The organism is Methylorubrum aminovorans (assembly GCF_022179725.1).
GTDB classification, from domain to species: Bacteria; Pseudomonadota; Alphaproteobacteria; order Rhizobiales; family Beijerinckiaceae; genus Methylobacterium; species Methylobacterium aminovorans.
The window spans coordinates 26,689-43,603 of sequence record NZ_BPRC01000010.1 but is presented as its reverse complement, the minus strand read 5'-3'; the positions used below and the strand labels follow the sequence as shown (position 1 = coordinate 43,603).

At 66.4% G+C, this 16,915-nt stretch carries 29 protein-coding genes; 28 read left to right on the top strand and 1 reads right to left on the bottom strand.

All coding sequences use genetic code 11. The features are described 5' to 3' along the window. Positions 1 to 152 precede the first annotated feature (152 nt). The 21 genes from MFF24_RS15040 (at position 153) to MFF24_RS14940 (ending at position 11,313) form a co-directional block, all read left to right on the top strand. A complete protein-coding gene (locus MFF24_RS15040; protein WP_238225251.1) occupies positions 153 to 413 on the top strand; it encodes a hypothetical protein in 261 nt (86 codons plus the stop codon). Beyond that, positions 413 to 646, top strand: coding sequence for a hypothetical protein (locus tag MFF24_RS15035; RefSeq protein ID WP_238225249.1), 234 nt, complete (start codon positions 413 to 415; stop codon positions 644 to 646). The genes MFF24_RS15040 and MFF24_RS15035 overlap by 1 nt, the downstream gene beginning before the upstream one ends. A 1-nt stretch (position 647) precedes the next feature. Further along, the gene (locus MFF24_RS15030) at positions 648 to 794 is read left to right on the top strand and encodes a hypothetical protein (RefSeq protein WP_238225248.1); all 147 of its coding nucleotides are present in this window, start codon (positions 648 to 650) and stop codon (positions 792 to 794) included. Between the two features lie 457 nt (positions 795 to 1,251). Further along, the gene (locus MFF24_RS15025; RefSeq protein WP_238225247.1) at positions 1,252 to 1,746 is read left to right on the top strand and encodes a hypothetical protein; all 495 of its coding nucleotides are present in this window, start codon (positions 1,252 to 1,254) and stop codon (positions 1,744 to 1,746) included. After that, entirely contained in the window at positions 1,746 to 2,396 is a 651-nt protein-coding gene (locus tag MFF24_RS15020; RefSeq protein ID WP_238225246.1) for a GIY-YIG nuclease family protein, read from the top strand. Before MFF24_RS15025 ends, MFF24_RS15020 begins: the two co-directional genes overlap by 1 nt. A gap of 22 nt (positions 2,397 to 2,418) precedes the next feature. Continuing rightward, on the top strand, positions 2,419 to 2,766 hold the full coding sequence (locus tag MFF24_RS15015; protein WP_238225245.1) for a Gp49 family protein: 348 nt from the start codon (positions 2,419 to 2,421) through the stop codon (positions 2,764 to 2,766). Positions 2,767 to 2,768: 2 nt separating this feature from the next. After that, positions 2,769 to 3,068, top strand: a complete 300-nt coding sequence (locus MFF24_RS15010) for a hypothetical protein (RefSeq protein ID WP_238225244.1) — start codon at positions 2,769 to 2,771, stop codon at positions 3,066 to 3,068. An 88-nt stretch (positions 3,069 to 3,156) separates the two neighbouring features. Then, complete coding sequence (locus MFF24_RS15005; protein ID WP_238225243.1) at positions 3,157 to 3,675, top strand: hypothetical protein; 519 nt, start codon at positions 3,157 to 3,159, stop codon at positions 3,673 to 3,675. 2 nt (positions 3,676 to 3,677) lie between these two features. Next, a complete protein-coding gene (locus MFF24_RS15000; RefSeq protein WP_238225241.1) occupies positions 3,678 to 4,055 on the top strand; it encodes a DUF1064 domain-containing protein in 378 nt (125 codons plus the stop codon). Further along, positions 4,055 to 4,249, top strand: a complete 195-nt coding sequence (locus MFF24_RS14995; protein WP_238225240.1) for a hypothetical protein — start codon at positions 4,055 to 4,057, stop codon at positions 4,247 to 4,249. The genes MFF24_RS15000 and MFF24_RS14995 overlap by 1 nt, the downstream gene beginning before the upstream one ends. Next, the gene (locus MFF24_RS14990) at positions 4,246 to 4,962 is read left to right on the top strand and encodes a hypothetical protein (protein ID WP_238225239.1); all 717 of its coding nucleotides are present in this window, start codon (positions 4,246 to 4,248) and stop codon (positions 4,960 to 4,962) included. The genes MFF24_RS14995 and MFF24_RS14990 overlap by 4 nt, the downstream gene beginning before the upstream one ends. Further along, complete coding sequence (locus MFF24_RS14985) at positions 4,953 to 5,144, top strand: hypothetical protein (protein ID WP_238225238.1); 192 nt, start codon at positions 4,953 to 4,955, stop codon at positions 5,142 to 5,144. Before MFF24_RS14990 ends, MFF24_RS14985 begins: the two co-directional genes overlap by 10 nt. Continuing rightward, positions 5,141 to 6,604, top strand: a complete 1,464-nt coding sequence (locus MFF24_RS14980; protein WP_238225237.1) for a replicative DNA helicase — start codon at positions 5,141 to 5,143, stop codon at positions 6,602 to 6,604. Before MFF24_RS14985 ends, MFF24_RS14980 begins: the two co-directional genes overlap by 4 nt. Continuing rightward, the gene (locus tag MFF24_RS14975) at positions 6,601 to 7,725 is read left to right on the top strand and encodes a DUF1376 domain-containing protein (protein WP_238225236.1); all 1,125 of its coding nucleotides are present in this window, start codon (positions 6,601 to 6,603) and stop codon (positions 7,723 to 7,725) included. The genes MFF24_RS14980 and MFF24_RS14975 overlap by 4 nt, the downstream gene beginning before the upstream one ends. After that, positions 7,722 to 8,138, top strand: coding sequence for a hypothetical protein (locus tag MFF24_RS14970; protein ID WP_238225235.1), 417 nt, complete (start codon positions 7,722 to 7,724; stop codon positions 8,136 to 8,138). Before MFF24_RS14975 ends, MFF24_RS14970 begins: the two co-directional genes overlap by 4 nt. An 8-nt stretch (positions 8,139 to 8,146) precedes the next feature. Next, on the top strand, positions 8,147 to 8,413 hold the full coding sequence (locus tag MFF24_RS14965) for a hypothetical protein (protein WP_238225234.1): 267 nt from the start codon (positions 8,147 to 8,149) through the stop codon (positions 8,411 to 8,413). An 8-nt stretch (positions 8,414 to 8,421) separates the two neighbouring features. After that, entirely contained in the window at positions 8,422 to 8,619 is a 198-nt protein-coding gene (locus MFF24_RS14960) for a hypothetical protein (RefSeq protein WP_238225233.1), read from the top strand. Positions 8,620 to 8,629: 10 nt separating this feature from the next. Then, on the top strand, positions 8,630 to 9,076 hold the full coding sequence (locus MFF24_RS14955) for a Ros/MucR family transcriptional regulator (protein ID WP_283214510.1): 447 nt from the start codon (positions 8,630 to 8,632) through the stop codon (positions 9,074 to 9,076). Between the two features lie 118 nt (positions 9,077 to 9,194). Beyond that, positions 9,195 to 9,500 carry a hypothetical protein gene (locus tag MFF24_RS14950; RefSeq protein ID WP_238225232.1) on the top strand — a complete coding sequence of 102 codons (306 nt, stop codon included), beginning with the start codon at positions 9,195 to 9,197 and terminating at the stop codon, positions 9,498 to 9,500. 93 nt (positions 9,501 to 9,593) lie between these two features. Further along, positions 9,594 to 10,325 carry a hypothetical protein gene (locus MFF24_RS14945; protein WP_238225231.1) on the top strand — a complete coding sequence of 244 codons (732 nt, stop codon included), beginning with the start codon at positions 9,594 to 9,596 and terminating at the stop codon, positions 10,323 to 10,325. 193 nt (positions 10,326 to 10,518) lie between these two features. Next, positions 10,519 to 11,313 carry a hypothetical protein gene (locus MFF24_RS14940; RefSeq protein ID WP_238225230.1) on the top strand — a complete coding sequence of 265 codons (795 nt, stop codon included), beginning with the start codon at positions 10,519 to 10,521 and terminating at the stop codon, positions 11,311 to 11,313. A 29-nt stretch (positions 11,314 to 11,342) separates the two neighbouring features. Here MFF24_RS14940 and MFF24_RS14935 read toward each other — a convergent pair whose 3' ends face one another. Further along, positions 11,343 to 12,218 (bottom strand): hypothetical protein, encoded by an 876-nt coding sequence (locus MFF24_RS14935; protein ID WP_238225228.1) that lies wholly within the window; start codon positions 12,216 to 12,218, stop codon positions 11,343 to 11,345. Positions 12,219 to 12,459: 241 nt separating this feature from the next. Between MFF24_RS14935 and MFF24_RS14930 the strand changes: the two genes are divergently transcribed. The 7 genes from MFF24_RS14930 (at position 12,460) to MFF24_RS14900 (ending at position 16,914) form a co-directional block, all read left to right on the top strand. Next, on the top strand, positions 12,460 to 12,711 hold the full coding sequence (locus tag MFF24_RS14930; RefSeq protein WP_238225227.1) for a hypothetical protein: 252 nt from the start codon (positions 12,460 to 12,462) through the stop codon (positions 12,709 to 12,711). Between the two features lie 178 nt (positions 12,712 to 12,889). Then, complete coding sequence (locus tag MFF24_RS14925) at positions 12,890 to 13,837, top strand: site-specific integrase (RefSeq protein ID WP_238225226.1); 948 nt, start codon at positions 12,890 to 12,892, stop codon at positions 13,835 to 13,837. Further along, entirely contained in the window at positions 13,834 to 14,046 is a 213-nt protein-coding gene (locus MFF24_RS14920; RefSeq protein ID WP_238225225.1) for a hypothetical protein, read from the top strand. The genes MFF24_RS14925 and MFF24_RS14920 overlap by 4 nt, the downstream gene beginning before the upstream one ends. Before the next feature lie 372 nt (positions 14,047 to 14,418). Then, a complete protein-coding gene (locus tag MFF24_RS14915; RefSeq protein WP_238225224.1) occupies positions 14,419 to 14,634 on the top strand; it encodes a hypothetical protein in 216 nt (71 codons plus the stop codon). Beyond that, on the top strand, positions 14,631 to 14,939 hold the full coding sequence (locus tag MFF24_RS14910; protein ID WP_238225223.1) for a hypothetical protein: 309 nt from the start codon (positions 14,631 to 14,633) through the stop codon (positions 14,937 to 14,939). The genes MFF24_RS14915 and MFF24_RS14910 overlap by 4 nt, the downstream gene beginning before the upstream one ends. 3 nt (positions 14,940 to 14,942) lie before the next feature. Beyond that, positions 14,943 to 15,668 (top strand): terminase small subunit, encoded by a 726-nt coding sequence (locus tag MFF24_RS14905; protein ID WP_182567792.1) that lies wholly within the window; start codon positions 14,943 to 14,945, stop codon positions 15,666 to 15,668. Next, positions 15,658 to 16,914 (top strand): PBSX family phage terminase large subunit, encoded by a 1,257-nt coding sequence (locus tag MFF24_RS14900; protein WP_238225222.1) that lies wholly within the window; start codon positions 15,658 to 15,660, stop codon positions 16,912 to 16,914. The genes MFF24_RS14905 and MFF24_RS14900 overlap by 11 nt, the downstream gene beginning before the upstream one ends. Position 16,915: the final 1 nt, after the last annotated feature.

Genomic DNA, 16,915 nt, shown 5'->3' with positions numbered 1-16,915 from the left:
CGGCCGACAGTCCGACCGCCTTCAGGCGCTCCTCAATGCGCGCAAGGACCATGGGCATATCCATAGGCCGGTAGCCTTACCGTAAGCGTCCGGCTGTTCATCCGGTAATATGACCGTTGACAAGTCCGGTAGATTGACCGAATTGTTCGGTCATGAGCGCCATCGCCCGCTTCATCGCCGTCACGACGGCATTCCGCGAGATCTCAGGTCTCGAAACCACCACGCTCTCGTGGAGGCTTTTCGGCGACTCGAAGAAGCTCGGTGCGCTCGAGGCCGGGGCCGACATCCAGGTCACCCGGTACGAGAAGGCCCTGCAGTGGCTCTCCGACAACTGGCCGCCCGAGCATGACGCCTCGTGGCCGTCGGACGTCGCCCGTCCCGCAAAGACGCCCGCGCCGGAGGTCGCCGCCTGATGCGCGCCCTCCCCCTCGACGTCGATGCTGCCTCGCCGACCTGTCCAGGCGCGGCACGATCCCCGTCCCGCCGAGTCCACCGCGTGCGGGTCCGCGTCCGGTTCAAAGACGACGGCTCCATGCTGGTCGCCGGCATCGCCGTCTGCGGTTGTCCTTATGTCGAAGGGTGGCATCTCGCGACGCCGCGTGGGGTCCTGGCGCTCTGGCTGCTGCCGGTTGCGGGGAGCGCCTGACATGGTCGCGCTCGCCCTCATCTTCGGCGCCCTCGCTGTCGTCGGCTTCGCTCGCGCTGCGCTGCACGGCTCGCCCTCGGCGCTCGCTGTCGGCGTGGTCGATGCGGCTGCAGCCGGCTTGTGCTGGCTCGCCGGGTGGCTGCCATGAGCGGTCCCCTCCCCCTTTCCAGATCGGGCGGCTTCGGCCTCCCGTGCGCGGTGGGTGCGCCGATGCCCCCCGGTCCCCGCCGCGCTCCCCTTTCGAACCGCGCCGGAATGAACCGGCCGGTCGGGTCCGTCGTCACTGTTTCGGACGTCGGCGGACCCGTCCCCCATTCGCGCCGTTCCCGCGGCGCGCTCGATGTCCGTCGCCCCGCGACTGACGCGCCCTTCGTGGGCGTTCCTCCCAAGGACTTGGCCGCTCCCGTCCCCACGGGGGCGGCCCTTTTCTCGGGCCATTTCTACTCGCGCGCCTGCCTCCGCCGCCAAGCTGTCGGCCGTCGCGCTGCTGCCTGTGTACCTGCGTCTTCCTCTCACCTCCCGCATCTAACGCGCTCCGTTGCTTCGATCTTCTTGAAGCACGGAGGGCTGACCGAATGCGGTCAAAGTTGGGGAGTGGCCGCGCAATGATGACGGCCGACCAAGCATTGGAGCAGATCCGTCCAGATCTCGCTTCGATCATCGCTGTGAAAGAGCAGACGCTCGGCTCGCGGATGCGCGCCTACGAGTCCCTCGGCTCGAAGCTAGGGCGCTCGCCGACCTGGATCCGGAAGGTGCTCGGTCGCGCCCCGGACGTGACGGTTGGCCTGCACGACGCGCTGAACATCCGCGCCGCCTACGAGCGGCTCTGCGCTCGGGTCGAGAACGCGGCCGACGCCCTCGCGGCGGAGAACCAAGAACTTCGGAGGGAACTCGATGCGGCTCTTAGCGGCGATCGGACGGTGGCTGCGCGAGCGAGCGGATCGGCTGTGGCTCGGGCTTCGGAAGCGGCTCCGCTCGGTGAGCGAGTCGCGACCACTTCGGCACCTGTCGCGCCGCCTGCTGCAGCGCCTCGCCTCCGCAAGAAGGCCGCGGGTGAACTGACCGACCTTCCGTTGTTCCAGATGGATCGGGGGCGCTAATGACCTTGCGCCTCTACTTTGCCGACGACGGCTTCGGCTCCATCAAGATCGGTGTCTCGGCGGATGTCCACCGGCGGCTTGCTGGGCTTGGTGTCGCCAATCCGAGAAGCCTGAGCCTCATAGGGGATGTGCCCGGCGACCGCTCGCAGGAGCGGCAGGTGCACAACGCGCTCGCCGATTATCGGATCTCAGGCGAGTGGTTCCGCGACTCTGATGTCGTCCGCGATCTCATCTCCCGTGTTCTCTCCTCGGGGCTGATCGCGAACGGGTTCTCGCCTCGTGCGGAGGAGCCGGAGGGGCACTTTACTGTCGAGGAGGCCCGGCAGCTCGCGGACATCATCATCCGCTCGTCCGGCGTCCGAGTGACCGAGCCCGGAGAGACGTTCGGCGTCCCGAACACGCTGCTCTGGCGGATGCGCTACCGCCCCGGCCGCCGGATCTTCGCTGACGAATGGCACGCACTCGCGCAGGGAGCGGTCCGGGCGAGCACGCACGCGTCGGACACCGCCAGCCGAGAACGCTCGCTCGCCGAGGACATGATCCGCCGTAGGGGCCGAAGCTTCACGCCCGCAGCATCCACGCCGCGGCGGACGGCTGCCCCCGAACTGACCGATCTGCCCCTGTTCGGGGCGATGGAGCCGCGGCCGTAGCTGCTGAGCGAGAGGAGAGCGCATGTCGACCGACGAGTCTAAGCTGGAAGAAACACTACAGGCGAAGGGCCTCAACGCCCGGCGCCTAACGCCTGACCTAATCGACGCCTGTATCGTCGATGCGCAGTACCATCGCTTTCCCGGCACGACGCTGACGGTCTGCGCGCTCACCCTGCGCAACGGCTTCACTGTCACCGGTGAGAGCGCCTCGGCCAGCGTCGAGAACTTCGACGAGGTGATCGGCCGCGAGATCGCGCGGAAGAACGCTCGCGAGAAGATCTGGGCCTTCGAGGGCTACCTGCTCCGCGAACGCCTGCACGAGGAAGCGCTCGGCGACCGCGCCCACGACGATCTCGGCCGGGTCGCCTGACGATGGCTGCGGCTCGCAACCTCGACGTCGATCCGTACCGCGCCGACGAGATGCGGGTCGTCGGCTATCTGCTTGAGATCGCGCCGGACGTCGGCGCCGGGGACGACCCGATCGGCTTTCTGATCGCGTCGCACAGCGCGATGCGGACCGGTCGCCCGGCCTGCCCGGCGGAGACGCCGCTCCGGAACACTGACCTGCCGGTCATCGAGGAGCCCCGCGTTCCGCGGCGTGCGCCCCTCGACGGCGATCCCACGCGCCCGGCGAACGGCGAGCGCCTGCCGCCCGGTCGCTACCACCCCTGAAACGCGAACCGCCCGGCTCCCCATCCGCGAAGCGGGGAACCGGGCGGTCAATGAGATCGGGCGCTGTGCCCGTGCTTTGGAGAGAGCAATGGAAGCCACAAATTCCACCTTCGCGCAAGAAGAGCGCGAGCTAGCGGCCGATACCCTGCGCGGTGACGTGCGCGATGCACTGCTCACCCATATCCGAGATCTGGAAAAGCCGTTCTCGCTCCTGTCCGAGACCCGGCAGCGCGACATCATTGAGGCGATCGACCGCACGGCGCAGCACGTCGTGCGCGGGAGCGTCGACATTGTCGCGAATCAGGGCTTCCCGGCGATCGACGTGCGGGTCAGCAGCAAGGGCAAGTGGGGCGACGGCTCGATCGAGCTGACCGTCGGCGCCGCCTTCAGCCAGTCGAACGCGACCAAGATCAGCGAGCACGGGGCCGGCGCGGCCGTCCTCGTTCTGGCCGAGCCGGGCGAGTTCTTCGGCGAGCGCCGCGCAGCCCGGCCCGATCCCGATCAGCGCCGCATGGATCTCGGTGCCGACGAGGACGAGGGCCAGCCCGAGTCATCCTCCCCGCGCGGCCGCAATCGCCGGCACATCTGCGAGACGGAGGCCGCCTGACCATGAACGCCCCCGTTCCATCCCGCCGGGTCGGTCCGGGGGCGTCCGTGCTCGCGCTCGGTCGCCTCAAGGCCGGGGCGATGAACAAGACCGAGACGGCCTACAGCGGCCACCTCGAAGGCCTGCGCCGCGTCGGCACGGTCGCGTGGTTCATGTTCGAGGCGGTGAAGCTCCGGCTCGCCGACAACACGTTCTACTCGCCCGACTTCGCCGTGATGCGCGCCGACGGCGCGATCGAGATGCACGAGGTCAAAGGCCACTGGTCCGACGACGCGCGCGTAAAGATCAAGGTCGCGGCCAGCCTCTTCCCGTTCCGCTTCGTGGCAATCCGCGCCCTGCCGAAGAGCAAGGGTGGCGGCTGGGAGGTGGAGGAGTTCTGATGCTCTGGATCCTCCGCAACGGCGGTCGCGAGATCTTCCGCGGCTCCTACCTCAGCGCACTCGATACGGCCGAGCGGATGCTCGCCTGCGAGCGCACCTTCCATGCCGACGGCACCGAGCGGGCGCCGCGCCTGGAGCGCGGGTTCACGCTCACCCCGGCGATTCGGCGCACCCAGATCGGGGGCCGGGCATGATCCCCTCCGGACACACCGCCGTGATGGCCTCGCGCCGGGAGCCTCCGGACAGCCTCGAGTTCTTCCCGACGCCGCCTTGGGCGACGCGCGCGCTGTGCGAGCACGTCCTCCCTCATCTCGGCCTGATGCAGGACATGGATTTCTCCGCCTGCTGGGACCCGGCCTGCGGCGAGGGCCACATGTTCGAGGTGCTGCTGGAGTATTTCGGCGGCGGCGGCTGGGGCTCCGACATCTTCGACTACGGCCGCGGCTACCGCGTCGAGGACTTCCTCGACGAGCGCACCGTGATCGGTTCGCCGCCAGACAGGCCGCACCCCGAGTTCAACATCAGCAACCCGCCCTTCCGCCCGGCTGCCGCCTTCGTGCGACGAGCCCTGACGCTGGCGCCGGTGGTGGCGATGCTGCTGCGCACGGCCTGGATCGAGGGCGTGGAGCGCTACGAGACCCTCTTCCGTGATCAGCCGCCGACGCTGTTCGCGCCCTTCGTCGAGCGTGTGCCGATGACGAAGGGGCGTTGGGACCCCGACGCCTCCACCGCCACCGCCTACGCATGGTTCGTTTGGGTTCGGGGTCGTGCGTCCCTGCCTCCCTTCTGGATTCCCCCTGGATGCCGCCGCGCGCTGAGCCGGACGGATGATCGCCGCCGCTTCGCTGCGGTGCCGGAGCCCGGCCCCCTCCTCGCGGCGGCTGCGGAGTATCTGCCATGTCGGTGATCGACCTTCAGGCCGAGCGCGAGGCCAGGGCCAGCGAAGCCTTTCTCGCCTACACGAAGGCTAAGGCGCGGGCAGACGAGACGCGGCACCTCCGCGACATGGCTGCCGCCGTTCGCGCCTGGGACGCCTTCATCACCCTCGCCTTCCCCGAGCCCGCGCGCCGGGAAGCGCTGGCCGTATGAACGAGCACGTTGATCCGACCGGCTTCGGCGAGATCGTCTCCTTCCCGGCGCGGTCCACCCTACTCGACCTTCCGAAAGCCAGCTTCGACACCGAGGCGGCGTTGATCGGCGGCGTGCTGACGCAACCGCACATCCTGCCCCTCGTCCAGCACCTCGTCGCGCCCGAGCACTTCGCGCAGGAGACGCACGCCACGATCTGGCGGACGATGCTCGCGCTCGCCGATGCCGGGGAGACACCGAACCTGATGCGCGTGAAGAGCGTAATCGGGCCGAAGTTGCTCCAGACCGATCTCGGCGGGCTGAACGTGCTTCAGTACCTTGCCAGCATCGCCAAAGAGGCGTGCACGCCCGGATCGGCCGAGGAGTACGCTCGCGTCGTCCAGCAGTTCTGGCAGCTCCGCGAGTTGGCGATCGCGACGGCAGATGTACGCGAGGCCGCCAGCTTCGTGCCGAGCGTCGCGCTTCAGGCGATCTATGGGCGCATCGATGAGATCCGGGCGTCGTTCGTCACCCGGAAGTCCACCTCCTACAGCTTTGCCGAAGCCAGCGATGCGCTCATGGAGCGCATCACGGCAGAATTGCAGGGAACGGCCCCGGTGCTTGCGACCACCGGCATTGAGCTGTTCGACCGGGAGATCGGCGGCGGGCCGCAGCCCTCGACGATGCTGACGATCGCGGGCCGCACCGCAATGGGTAAGAGCATCTTCGGGATCGAGGCGGCCGGCGCGATCGCGGATCAGGGCCGGGCGTCGATCTACCACTCGCTGGAGATGAGCCATCAGCAGGTGGCCGCGCGCCTCGCGTCGAGCGAGCTGGAGCGGAGGGGCATCCATCTCCCCTACGGCCAGATCATGCGTCGCGGCGGCCTCACGCCGAAGCAGGCGGAGATGGTGGCCGGCGTTGTGCACGAGCAGCGCCAGATGCCGTTCCGCGTCGAGGATGGCGGTAAGCGCACCATCGGAGAGATCGCCGCCGCCTCCGACCGTCTCGCGAACCACTACGCTCGCAAGGGCGTGCCGCTTGGCTGCATCGTCATCGACCACGCACACATCGTGAAGCCGAGCCGGGCGTTCCGGCGCGAGGACGAGGGGCTGAAGGAAGTCGCCGACGGCGCACTGGCGCTGGCGAAGCATCTCGACTGCCCCGTCTTCCTCTTGGCGCAGTGCAACCGCGGCACCGAAGGGCGCGAGGACAAGCGTCCGCAGCTCTCCGATATCCGCGGCGCCGGCGCCTTCGAGGAGAACTCGGACGCGGTGATCTTCCTGTACCGGCCGGCCTACTACATCGAGCGGAGTCAAGCCTTCCGCGACGCGGATCCGGCCGCCCAAGACGAGCACGAGCGGGTCAAGCACGTCCTCGAAATCATCATCGACAAGAACCGCGCAGGCGGCGCCAACCAAGTCGTTCGCGCGTGGGTCGATCCTTCCCTCAACGCGATCCGGAATTGGCAGCAGTCATGACCGTGGAACCCCTGGTCCCCGCGCACATCGACCTGCGCGATTTCCCCTTCATGCCTCTGGAGGTTGCGCGCCTGCGTGATTCCGCGATCGTTGACGAGATCTCCGGCGACGAGTTCCGTGCTGCGATCCTGCTGTGGTGCGCGTCCTGGCACCAGGTGCCTGCAGGCTCGCTGCCGAACGACCCAAAGCAACTCTCGAAGTTCGCCGGTTATGGCCGTGTCGTAGCCGAGTGGGACAGGGTGGCCGAAGGGGCGCTCTACGGCTGGATCGAGTGTTCGGACGGGCGCCTCTATCATCCTGTCGTCGCCGAGAAGGCGATCGAGGCCTGGGAGAAAAAGGCCGAATTCACGAGTCGAGCCGCCTCGCGAGCGGAGCAGGCGAAAGCGGCCGCGCAGGCTCGGTGGAGCAAGACTGACCAGCCCGAGCCGACCGAACCGACCGACCCGGCGCCGAAGAAGAGCGCACGCTCATCCGACCGGATGCAGAAGCAGTGCGACCGCATGCCGGGAGCATTGCCAGAGCATGCCGGGAGCAATCCCGAAAGGGAATATAAGGGACAGGGACAGGGAGAGGCCGCTACGCGTGCGAGCGCACGCGAGGCGCCGCCTAGCCGACCCATGATCACCGACACGGCACAGTTCGCTGCCTGGATCCGAACCCTCGTTGGCCAGGAGCCGGTGCTGTTCGCCCACGACACGCAGTCGCTCGCTCGGCTGCTGGACGAGGGCTGCACCCTCGCCGACGTCGAGGCCGGGATCGCCGCGGCTATGGCCAAGCCCGACTTCCGCCCCCGGCAGTGGTCGCAGCTCGTCGGCTGGGTCCGCGGCGCCGCGAAGGACCGGCTCGAAGCCGAGGCCAAGGCGGCGCCGACGGCGCGCACTGTCGCCAAGCCCCCTGTCGATCCGGAGCTCGACCGCCGGAATCGGTTAGCCAAGGCGACGGCCCATTTCCGCGACGAGTGGCGTCAGGGCTGGCCCGACGACATGCGCCCCGGCCACCCGACCTGCACCACTGCGGCCGACGTCATTGAGGAGGCGCGGCTCGCGGTGGAGCGGGAGCGGGCGGTCTACGCGAACGGTCTGCCGGCGCGGCGTGATCGGAGCGGGAAGGCGGCCGCATGAGCGCCGCCCTCGCCCTCACCGAATTCGCCCGCCTAGTCGCCTCCTGGCGGGCCGGCGTGCTCAGCCTGCCGGAGGACTGCATCCCCTGCCCCGGCATGATCTGGCGCGAGGCCGGTGCGGGCGGGCGCGAGGGCGTCTGGTTCCACGTCCGCAAGGCGATGCTCGACTTCCTCGACGAGTGGGGCGAGCCGGCCGCGGATCTCGGCTGGGGTACAGAGCAGATCTTCGGCGTGCATCGCCTCGCCGCCGCGGTCCGGGCCGACAGCACCGGCGCCCTGGTGACCGTCTTCCCTCGCCGCGTGGTCGCGATGTGCGAGCGCGAAATCACCCTCGAACGCCGCGGGTCGATTCAGACCTTCCGCGGCCTGACCAACCCCGCCGACAGCGTGCCGATCTGGCAGTTCGGGAAGTGAGGAGAGCGATGCGCGACATCACCGAGTTGAAGCCGTTCTGGATGGTCTACGGGCTGGGCACGCGCGGGCCGACAGTCCTTCACAATACGGAGCATTCCGCGCTGCGCGAAGCCGAGCGCCTCGCCGAAGTCAGCCCCGGAACGACCTTCGTAGTGCTGGAGGCAACCGAGGCGGTCCGCGTCCGCAGGTTCGACCGCTTCAGCCTGCGCAACGCTCCCTGCCCGCCCGGCACGCGCATCCCGCGCGCCGACGACAGCGACGACATTCCGTTTTGAGCCCGCCCGTGTCCGTCGTCCTGATCCTGTTCCTGTCCGGCGCCACGCCGAGCGCCGACCATTCGATCGCGGCCGAGTCGTTCCCGACGATGCAGGACTGCGAGGCGGCCGGCCGCGTGGAGCAGAAGCGCCGCGCCGGCTGGCTTTCGCTGTGGGTGTGCGTGACGCGGGCGCCATCAGGCTCTATTCCGCCGACTTCACCATGAGGAGTACATCGTGAGTAACGACACCAGCGAAGCCACTTATGCTCAGGCCAAACTCGCGGCCGAAATTGTGATGGCTTTCGTCAGCAACAACGTCCTTCCAGCCAAGGACTTGCCGGTGCTGATCGGGGAAGTACACGCCGCTCTCGCCGGCCTGAGCGGAACAGTCGCGCCCGCTGCTGCTGCCGAGCCAAAGGTCGAAAAGCCGACAGCCGCGGCGATCAAGAAGTCGATCACGCCCGACGCGCTGATCAGCTTCATCGACGGCAAGCCCTACAAGACGCTGAAGCGGCATCTCGGTCTGCACGGGCTCGACGCCTACAGCTATCGCGCTCGTTACGGCCTGTCCTCCGATTACCCGATGACGGCCCCTAGCTACTCGGAGCGACGGTCGGCGCTTGCCAAGGACCTTGGTCTCGGCCGTCTTGGTGGGCGCGCTCGGAAACAAGCGGCGGAGTGAGGGGCCTACCCGGAGCCTGATGCTCGCTCCCCCGGAAGGACCTGACCCGCCCAGACGCTCCGCCGAACCATGGACCCGCGCGGACGTCGAGCGCTGGCTAAAGGCTGCCTTCCGGGCCATGCCGCTCACCCCGATCTATGCCCCGCGCGGCAACACTCTCCAGGCGGCGGCCGGCGACGTGCCGGACGCGACCTTCGATATCGTCGCCTTCTCCGGCACCGTGCTCGGCGACAAGAGCGAGGACCGGCAGGTCGTGCTTCTCTGGGCCCGCTCCGTGGCCACCAACGGCGAGGTAGGCGGATCGATCGCCGAGTTCTGCCGGCGCACGCGATGGTCCCGTGCCACGTTCGACCGGCGCCGGATCAAGGCCTGCGAGAACATCGCAGCGGCAAAGAATGCAGTGGGCCGCTACTCAGATAGCTAGCGGCGCACATTTGAGCGCAATAATCATATAGTCCGCTGCCATACTCGTACAACTATCGACTAATGGCGCCCTCAAGCATAGAGATAATCAGTTATGGTTGAAAATAAAATGTCAGTATCAGAAAACAAGATACAAGAGCTCTCACGCATGAGCCCAAGAGAGAGGCTGTTGCAGCTCGTGTCGAATTTCGGATTTATCGCCGCACTTTTTACGGCTTTTATGTCGGTAACTATATCATTTTATCAACTTGAGACATCGCGGTCGTCCGCCGCCCAAGAAAGACAATACCTGTTCAACGTTCAAGCGCTCGAATTGGTGGTTACAAATCTTTCTGGCCTCCAACAGGATGCAAATAGATCACTGGAACTTATTTCAATGATAAGAGAAGAGTTTAGTGCAGGCGGACCCACTGGCGTTGTGACAATAAGTCCCAAACTATCCGCTGCCGTTAACGAACTTGAGGCGAGAAACAAATCTGCCGCGCTTTCGAGTGCTGTTGCATTGGCAGTTGCTAAGCAAGCAATTGGCGCAAAAACAGAAAAAAAGGCCGAATGGGATTTCGGCATCATAAGCTCCGCATTTGCTCAATCGTCTTCACTAGGCGTCCCGGCACAACCAGTGCCCGATTGGACAATTGATGCTTTGCGCCCAACCGTCATGATTACAATCATTGGAGCTATAACCGTATTTTTCCTATTTTGTATCGGTTTGTACTGCATGACGAAGGACACGGAGAAGCTGAAATTCGCCGACAACATGATGCGTACTATCGTCGGATTCTATATCGGCATAGTCACTGGTTTGCTTGGCTTGCCAACGCGGTGATGCGACGACAGCGCAGTCATCCCATAGGAATATTCTTCTTGACAGTGAGGAAACGGACAATCGACCCATGATTTCACCGAGCGCCCAGAACGGTCGCGCTCCTTCCGGGGTCTGGCTCGTGTCCGTCGCCGCTTCGTCTTCCTCCACCTCTCCGACCGTGCGGGCCCGCCCCACATCCTCCGATCGCCGCGCTTTGATCAAGGCGAAAGCGGAAGAGCGTGCTGCCGCGAAGGCCGAGCGCGCCGCCCTCGGCGCCAAGCTCGCTCAAGCCGCCGACGCGGCCGATGCCGCCGACCGTTCCGCCTGCGTAGCGGTGCTCGACCGCATCCAGCGCCGAGCGGCCGACGATCGCGCACGCCGCAAGCCGGCAACCGCCCTGGAGCGGCGTCGGGCTAGCCTGCTCCGCAAGAACCCGCACATCGAGCGTGACGCCGCGATCAAGCTCGGGCGCCGCTTGGTCACCGATCCGACCACGCTCGGCGAGTTCATCGAGGTCCAGGTCAATCGGCAGCTCGACGTGCTGACGATGGAGCACTCGGCCCGCCCGCAGCGGATCTCCGATGTCGAGTTCGCGATCGGCCGGCTGCTGCAGGATGCCTGGGGCGGACGGAAGGACGGCGATCGTCGGATGGAATCCATTGCCCGGCTTGGCGTTGTGGTCTCCTCCGGCGGTGACGACGGCCCGCTCCCGTCCCGCGAAATGGGGATGCTGCGCGAGACCTTCCGGGCTCGGGCTGTGGCGCAGCTTGATCTCAAGATCGAGCATATTGTCGGGCGGGTCGGCCTCCGTCTCCTCCGCGCCATCCTCGTCGAGGGCCACACCTTCGGCACCTATGCCGCCTGCACCGTCGGTGGTGGCGAGCGCGGAGCGGCCCGGATCGGTGAGCGGTTCCGGTGGCTGCTGAACGAGGTCGCGGAGCACCTGCACACCGCGACCGGAGCCGACGGGCAGCACATCAGGGCGACGCGGAACACCGTGCTGCCATAGAACGAAGTGATCCCGCAGCCCGCGACAGCTTATCTTCTTTCCATTCGAACCGACGCCGTTCCATCGTCGTCGAACAGTATTGACGCTTCTGTTCCATCGAGCGCGATCGAGATCAGCCTTCCAGATGCGTTAAACTGCAACTTGTCCCCCTTGATCCTAACGTTGGCTATATCTAGACCAAGCAGCTCGCCATAGTTGAAAGCAAGAGACACTTTTTCATTTTCTGCCTCTACATTTTTTATGCGAGACATAAACATTTCAATAAACTCGTCGATCAATCGGTCCGAGTTTACATGGGTTCTTCTTCCGCGCTGTTTCCATGGTCCCGCCAACTGCTTTGTCTCTAGCGCACTGAGGCGATCATTTACTTCAGCTAAAACAATATCCCTGGGATCTTCGCTGCTTTTCAGTGCATATGACGCATTGGATTGAGTTATTGGATTACTTACTCGATAATTCGGATCATTTATGGCTCGGATTGACGCGGAAAGCCGACCGCGTGTTCTGACAATATCTTGCCAATCCGTAACGTCAACAAAAAGAGTGTCATGCCCAGAGTTGTCGAAAGGAAGTACCGTTCCAATCTTCGCAATATGAATAGTAGGCCGCCCAACAGCATGCCTTATCCCCAGCTCATAAAAAACGTTTGGGTTTAAGCCGGTTAGGTCAGCAATGACCAAATCTGAATTTATAATGTCGTGTATAATGCGGTCGCCGATCATTCCAGGTCTTACATCGTCATCGGCGCGGCGAACCTCGTAACTGAGGTCTAGTGAGTCAATAACTTCCTTGATTATAGCATGTAGCACCATGTCTGAATGCTTGCGTACTTCCGACCCAGAGCTCCCTATCGGCCCCACCACAAAACAGAGTTTCCCTTTTGCGGTTTCGTTTTCCTGGCTCACAATGATTCCCCCGATTCTCAGCCTGATCCTACCGAAGGTTTAAGGGTTGTCACCCTTGACGCAGGCTTGACCCGTCGGGCGAAACCCTGCATCTGATTATTGTCGCGAGACGCGCGCCCGGGGCCTCACCGCCGCCGAGCGTTTTGCTGTCTGCTCCCCTCCATCACATCGCGAACCGCCCACCGGCTTAAGCGTTGCTCCGGCAGACGCGGGCGGACCGTTGTGCCATGATCGGCCCCAGATGAGCGCGCACGCCACACTCACGGCGATCGAGCAGGCGGCCGAGGCCTTCTGCCGTCGGCGCTTCACCGACCAAGCCGATTACCTCGAGGCGAAGGACGCGCACTGCAAGCGGGTCCGGGCGCTTGTGCGGAAGCTCCGCCGCGAGATCGGTGTCCCCGAGATGCTGTCCTTCGGCACCGGCCGGCGCACCTTCGGCGGGCGGTCGTTCAGCGTCGAACTGCGGATGCCGCGGGCTCGAAAGGCGGGCTGATCCGCCACTCGAAAGCACTCGAAAACGGGCTTTAGAGTGAGGCGGATCGCTTCCGCTAAGTTTTGTTGTCGGAAGCTATTTCGGCCTCCGGATCAAAACCCGGTCAAGAAACCAAGTTGCCGGCCGGCTTTGATTTTCCGGCGGATTTGGCCTCGAAATCAAAACCGGATCAAAAGCCATGAACCTCCTGCCGGTGCCCGCCGCACCGGCGGAGGTCGTGTCGCTCGACCGGGCCAAAGCCTACGCGGCGGAGGCGCGGTCGGATCGGACCCGCAAGGCCTACGCCTCCGCCTTCGGGATGTTCGTCACCTGGTGCCGGAGCGTCGGCGCCAGCCCGGTGCCGGCCGAGCCGACGGCGGTGGCGGCCTACGTCGCCCACCTCGCGGACACCGGCCGGAAGCCGGCGACCATCAACCTGCACATCGCCGCGATCGCCGCGGTGCACCGGGCGGGCGGCTTCGATGTCCCGACCGCCTCGGAGGCGGTGAAGGCCACGCAGCGCGGCGTCCGCCGGACGCTCGGCACCCGCCAGACCCGCAAGGCGCCGGTCACGGCCGAGACCCTGAAGAAGGCGCTGCGCAAGATCCCGGACGACCTGTCCGGCGCGCGGGACCGGGCGCTCCTGTTGCTCGGCTTCGCCGCGGCGCTCCGGCGCTCCGAGCTGGTGGCGCTCGACGTCGCCGACCTGGAGCGTGTGCCGGACGGCATCATTGTCCACGTCCGCCGCTCGAAGACGGACCAGGATGGCCAAGGCCAGGAGATCGCGGTTCCGCGCGGCGGGAAGCTGAAGCCTTGCGACGCGCTCGATGCGTGGCTCGCGGCGGCGAAGATCACCGCCGGCCCGGTCTTCCGCCCCATCAACAAGGGCGGGCGCGTCGGCGCCGACAGGCTCACCGACCGCTCGGTCGCGGACATCGTGAAGCGCCATGTCGGGGCGGCCGGGCTCGATGCCTCGCTGTTCTCGGGCCACTCGCTGCGCGCCGGCTTCGTCACCTCGGCGCTCGCGGCGGGGGCCGACGTCCTGAAGGTCATGCACGTCACCCGGCACACCGCGGTGACGACGCTGCAGAAATACGACCGGCGCGCCCGCGCCTTCGACGATCACGCCGGACGCAAGTTCCTATGACCGCCCGCCCCGCCTCCTCCTACGACGAGGCGGTCCGCCTCGGCCGCATCGACCCCGCGGCCTCGGCCTACGGCGCGCACCTCCGCCGCAACGGCATCCTCCGCCCGCTGCCGGAGCCGGTCGCCCTGCTCGACACCACGCCCCGCGACGAAGCCAGCGCCGTCCTGGCGGAGGTCGCCCGCGACGTTCTCACGAGGATTCGGCTGTGAAGTACATCACCCTTCTGCGCCGCCTCCTGGCGCCCGCGCCGGTCGAGCCCACCGCCAATGCACCGCGCGTGATCCGCGCCGGTCGCGTGCTCAGCAACGGCTGCGGTCGCTGATCCTTCCAGCAGAGAGAGGTAGCTCCCATGGCCGTTTCGATTGCTGCTGCCGTCGGTGCCGTCGCCGGCGTGGTCGCCTTGGTTGTCGTCGCTGTCGGCGGCATCCTCGTCCTCATGGCGTTCGCGGAAGGCTTCAAGCACTGATGCCCCGCCTCGTCGCCCTCCTCGTCCTGGCCGGCGTCGCGGCGGCTGCCGTCGGACGCCGCCCGGCCCGCCCATCGCCGGCCTTCGTGTTCCCGCTTTCGCGCACGGTGCACTGATGCGTGAGTACCGCGCCATCCCCGCGACACGCCGGCCGCGTGCGGACATCGTGCTCGACCAGTTCGACGACATGGCCGTCGTCCGCGACATGACCGTCTTCGAGCCTGCGGGCGAGTGGCAGGACAGCGGGCTCCTCGACGCCGCCGGTGCGCCGCTGATGCGCCGGGACCGCATCGGCCCGATCGGCTTCATCCACCCGAGGGACGAGCGATGACCCGCACCGCTGATCCCCGCCCGCCGCGGTTCGACCGCGCGTGGCTCCTCTTCGGCGTGGTGCCGCTGGCCGTGCTGCTCGCGGCCCCGCGTCCGGCGCTCGCCGCCGACGGCTTCCTCGCGGTCGCTCTCTCCTGCCCGGTCGGCGTCGAGGCGCCCGCCTGCTCGCGTGAGAACGCGACCGACATGCTGGTGCAGCCCGCCGGCCCCTTCGACTGCCTCAAGGTCGGCGAGGTCCTGGCAACGCATCTCGGCCTCGCGCCGGGTGAGCGGCACAAGATCGTCTGCGAGCGGCGGAAGGGCTGACCTGTGTCGCTGACGGATAAGCAGGCCCGCTTCGTCGAGGAATACCTCGTCGACCTGAACGCGACGCAGGCCGCGATCCGTGCCGGCTACAGCGAGGAGACCGCTCGCGCGATCGGCTGCGAGAACCTGACAAAACCTGACATCGCCGATGCGATCACGGCTGCGATGGCCGAGCGCTCCAAGCGGGTTCAGATCACCGCCGACGAGGTCCTGCGCGAGTTGGTCGACGTCGCGCTCGGCGACGTGAACGACCTGGTCGAGCACCGTGTCGGCTGCTGCCGGTACTGCTGGGGCGAGGGCTTCCGCTACCAGCGCACCCGAGGCGAGCTTGTGCGTGCCGAGGCCGCGCACGCGAAGAAGAACGAGGAGGCGATCCGCAAAGGCGAGCCGACGACGCTCTTCGATCCGGAGGGCGGCGAAGGCTACCACGCGGCCCGTGAGCCGAACCCGGAATGCCCAGAATGCTTCGGCGACGGTGTCGGCCGCCCTCTGTTCAAGGACACCGGTCGCGCCAGCGCTCGGGCCCGCCGCCTCTACAGCGGCGTCAAGGTCACCAAGGACGGCATGGAGATGAAGCTCCGATCGCAGGACAAGGCGGTCGAGCTTCTCGGTCGTCATCTCGGCATGTGGAAGGACAAGGTCGAGCACAGCGGCCCGGGCGGGAGCGCGATCCCGACGAGCCTGACTGTCACGTTCCTGAAGCCGACGGCACTCCCCGATGCAGGTTGAGTTCCCGGAGAAGCTTCAGGTCCTATTCGAGCCAGCCCGCTACAAGATCGCCTATGGCGGCCGCGGCGGCGCGAAGTCGTGGGGCTTCGCCCGCGCCCTGCTGATCATCGGCGCCCAGCGTCCGATCCGCGTGCTCTGCGCCCGCGAGTTCCAGAATTCGATCGCCGAGTCGGCCCACGCGCTGCTCAGCCAGCAGATCGACCTTCTCGGCCTCTCCGGCCTCTACGAGATCCAGGAGAAGCGCATCCTCGGCGCCAACGGGACCGAGTTCATCTTCAAGGGGCTCCGGCACAACGTCGCCTCGGTGAAATCGACCGAGGGCATCGACGTCTGCTGGGTTGAGGAGGCCCGCACTGTCTCGAAATCCTCTTGGGACGTGCTGATCCCGACCATCCGCAAGGAAGGGTCCGAGATCTGGATCAGCTTCAACCCGGAGCTGGAGGAAGACGAGACCTATAAGCGGTTCGTGAAGACCCCGCCGACCGGCGCCAAGGTCGTCAAGATCGGTTGGCAGGACAATCCCTGGTTCCCGGACGTCCTGAAGCAGGAAGCGCTCGACCTGAAGGCGCGCGATCCGGCGGCCTACCTCACGGTCTGGGATGGTCACTGCAAGGTGGTGCTCGACGGCGCGATCTACGCCAACGAGATCATGGCCGCGACGGAGGCCAACCGCTTCACCCGCGTGCCATACGACGGCACCAAGCCGGTGCACACGTTCTGGGATCTCGGCCGGGCCGACATGACCGCGATCTGGTTCGCCCAGGTCGTCGGCTTCGAGTTCCGGGTCATCGACTATTACCAGAACCGCGGACACGCGCTCGGGCACTACCTGAAGCATCTCCAGGGCCGCCCGTACGTCCACGGCGACCACTGGCTGCCGCACGACGCGACCAACGAGCTGCTCGGCTCCGAGCGCACGATCGCGCAGCAGATGGAGGCGGCGGGCTTCAAGGTCCGCATCACGCCGAAGCTCGGCGTCGCCGAGGGCATCAACGCGGCCCGCACGCTGTTCTCGCGCTGCTGGTTCGACGCTGATGCCTGTGCCGACGGGCTGCAATGCCTGCGGAACTACCGGTACGACGTGGACGCGAACACCGGACAATTCTCGAAGAACCCGCTGCACGATTGGGCCAGCCACGGCGCCGACGCCTTCCGCTACCTCGCGGTTGCGCTCCAGGAGCCGACGGCCCCGCTCAAGATCGGCAGCGCGAGCGGCCGTCGCCGCGGCGGCTGGATGGGTGCCTGAC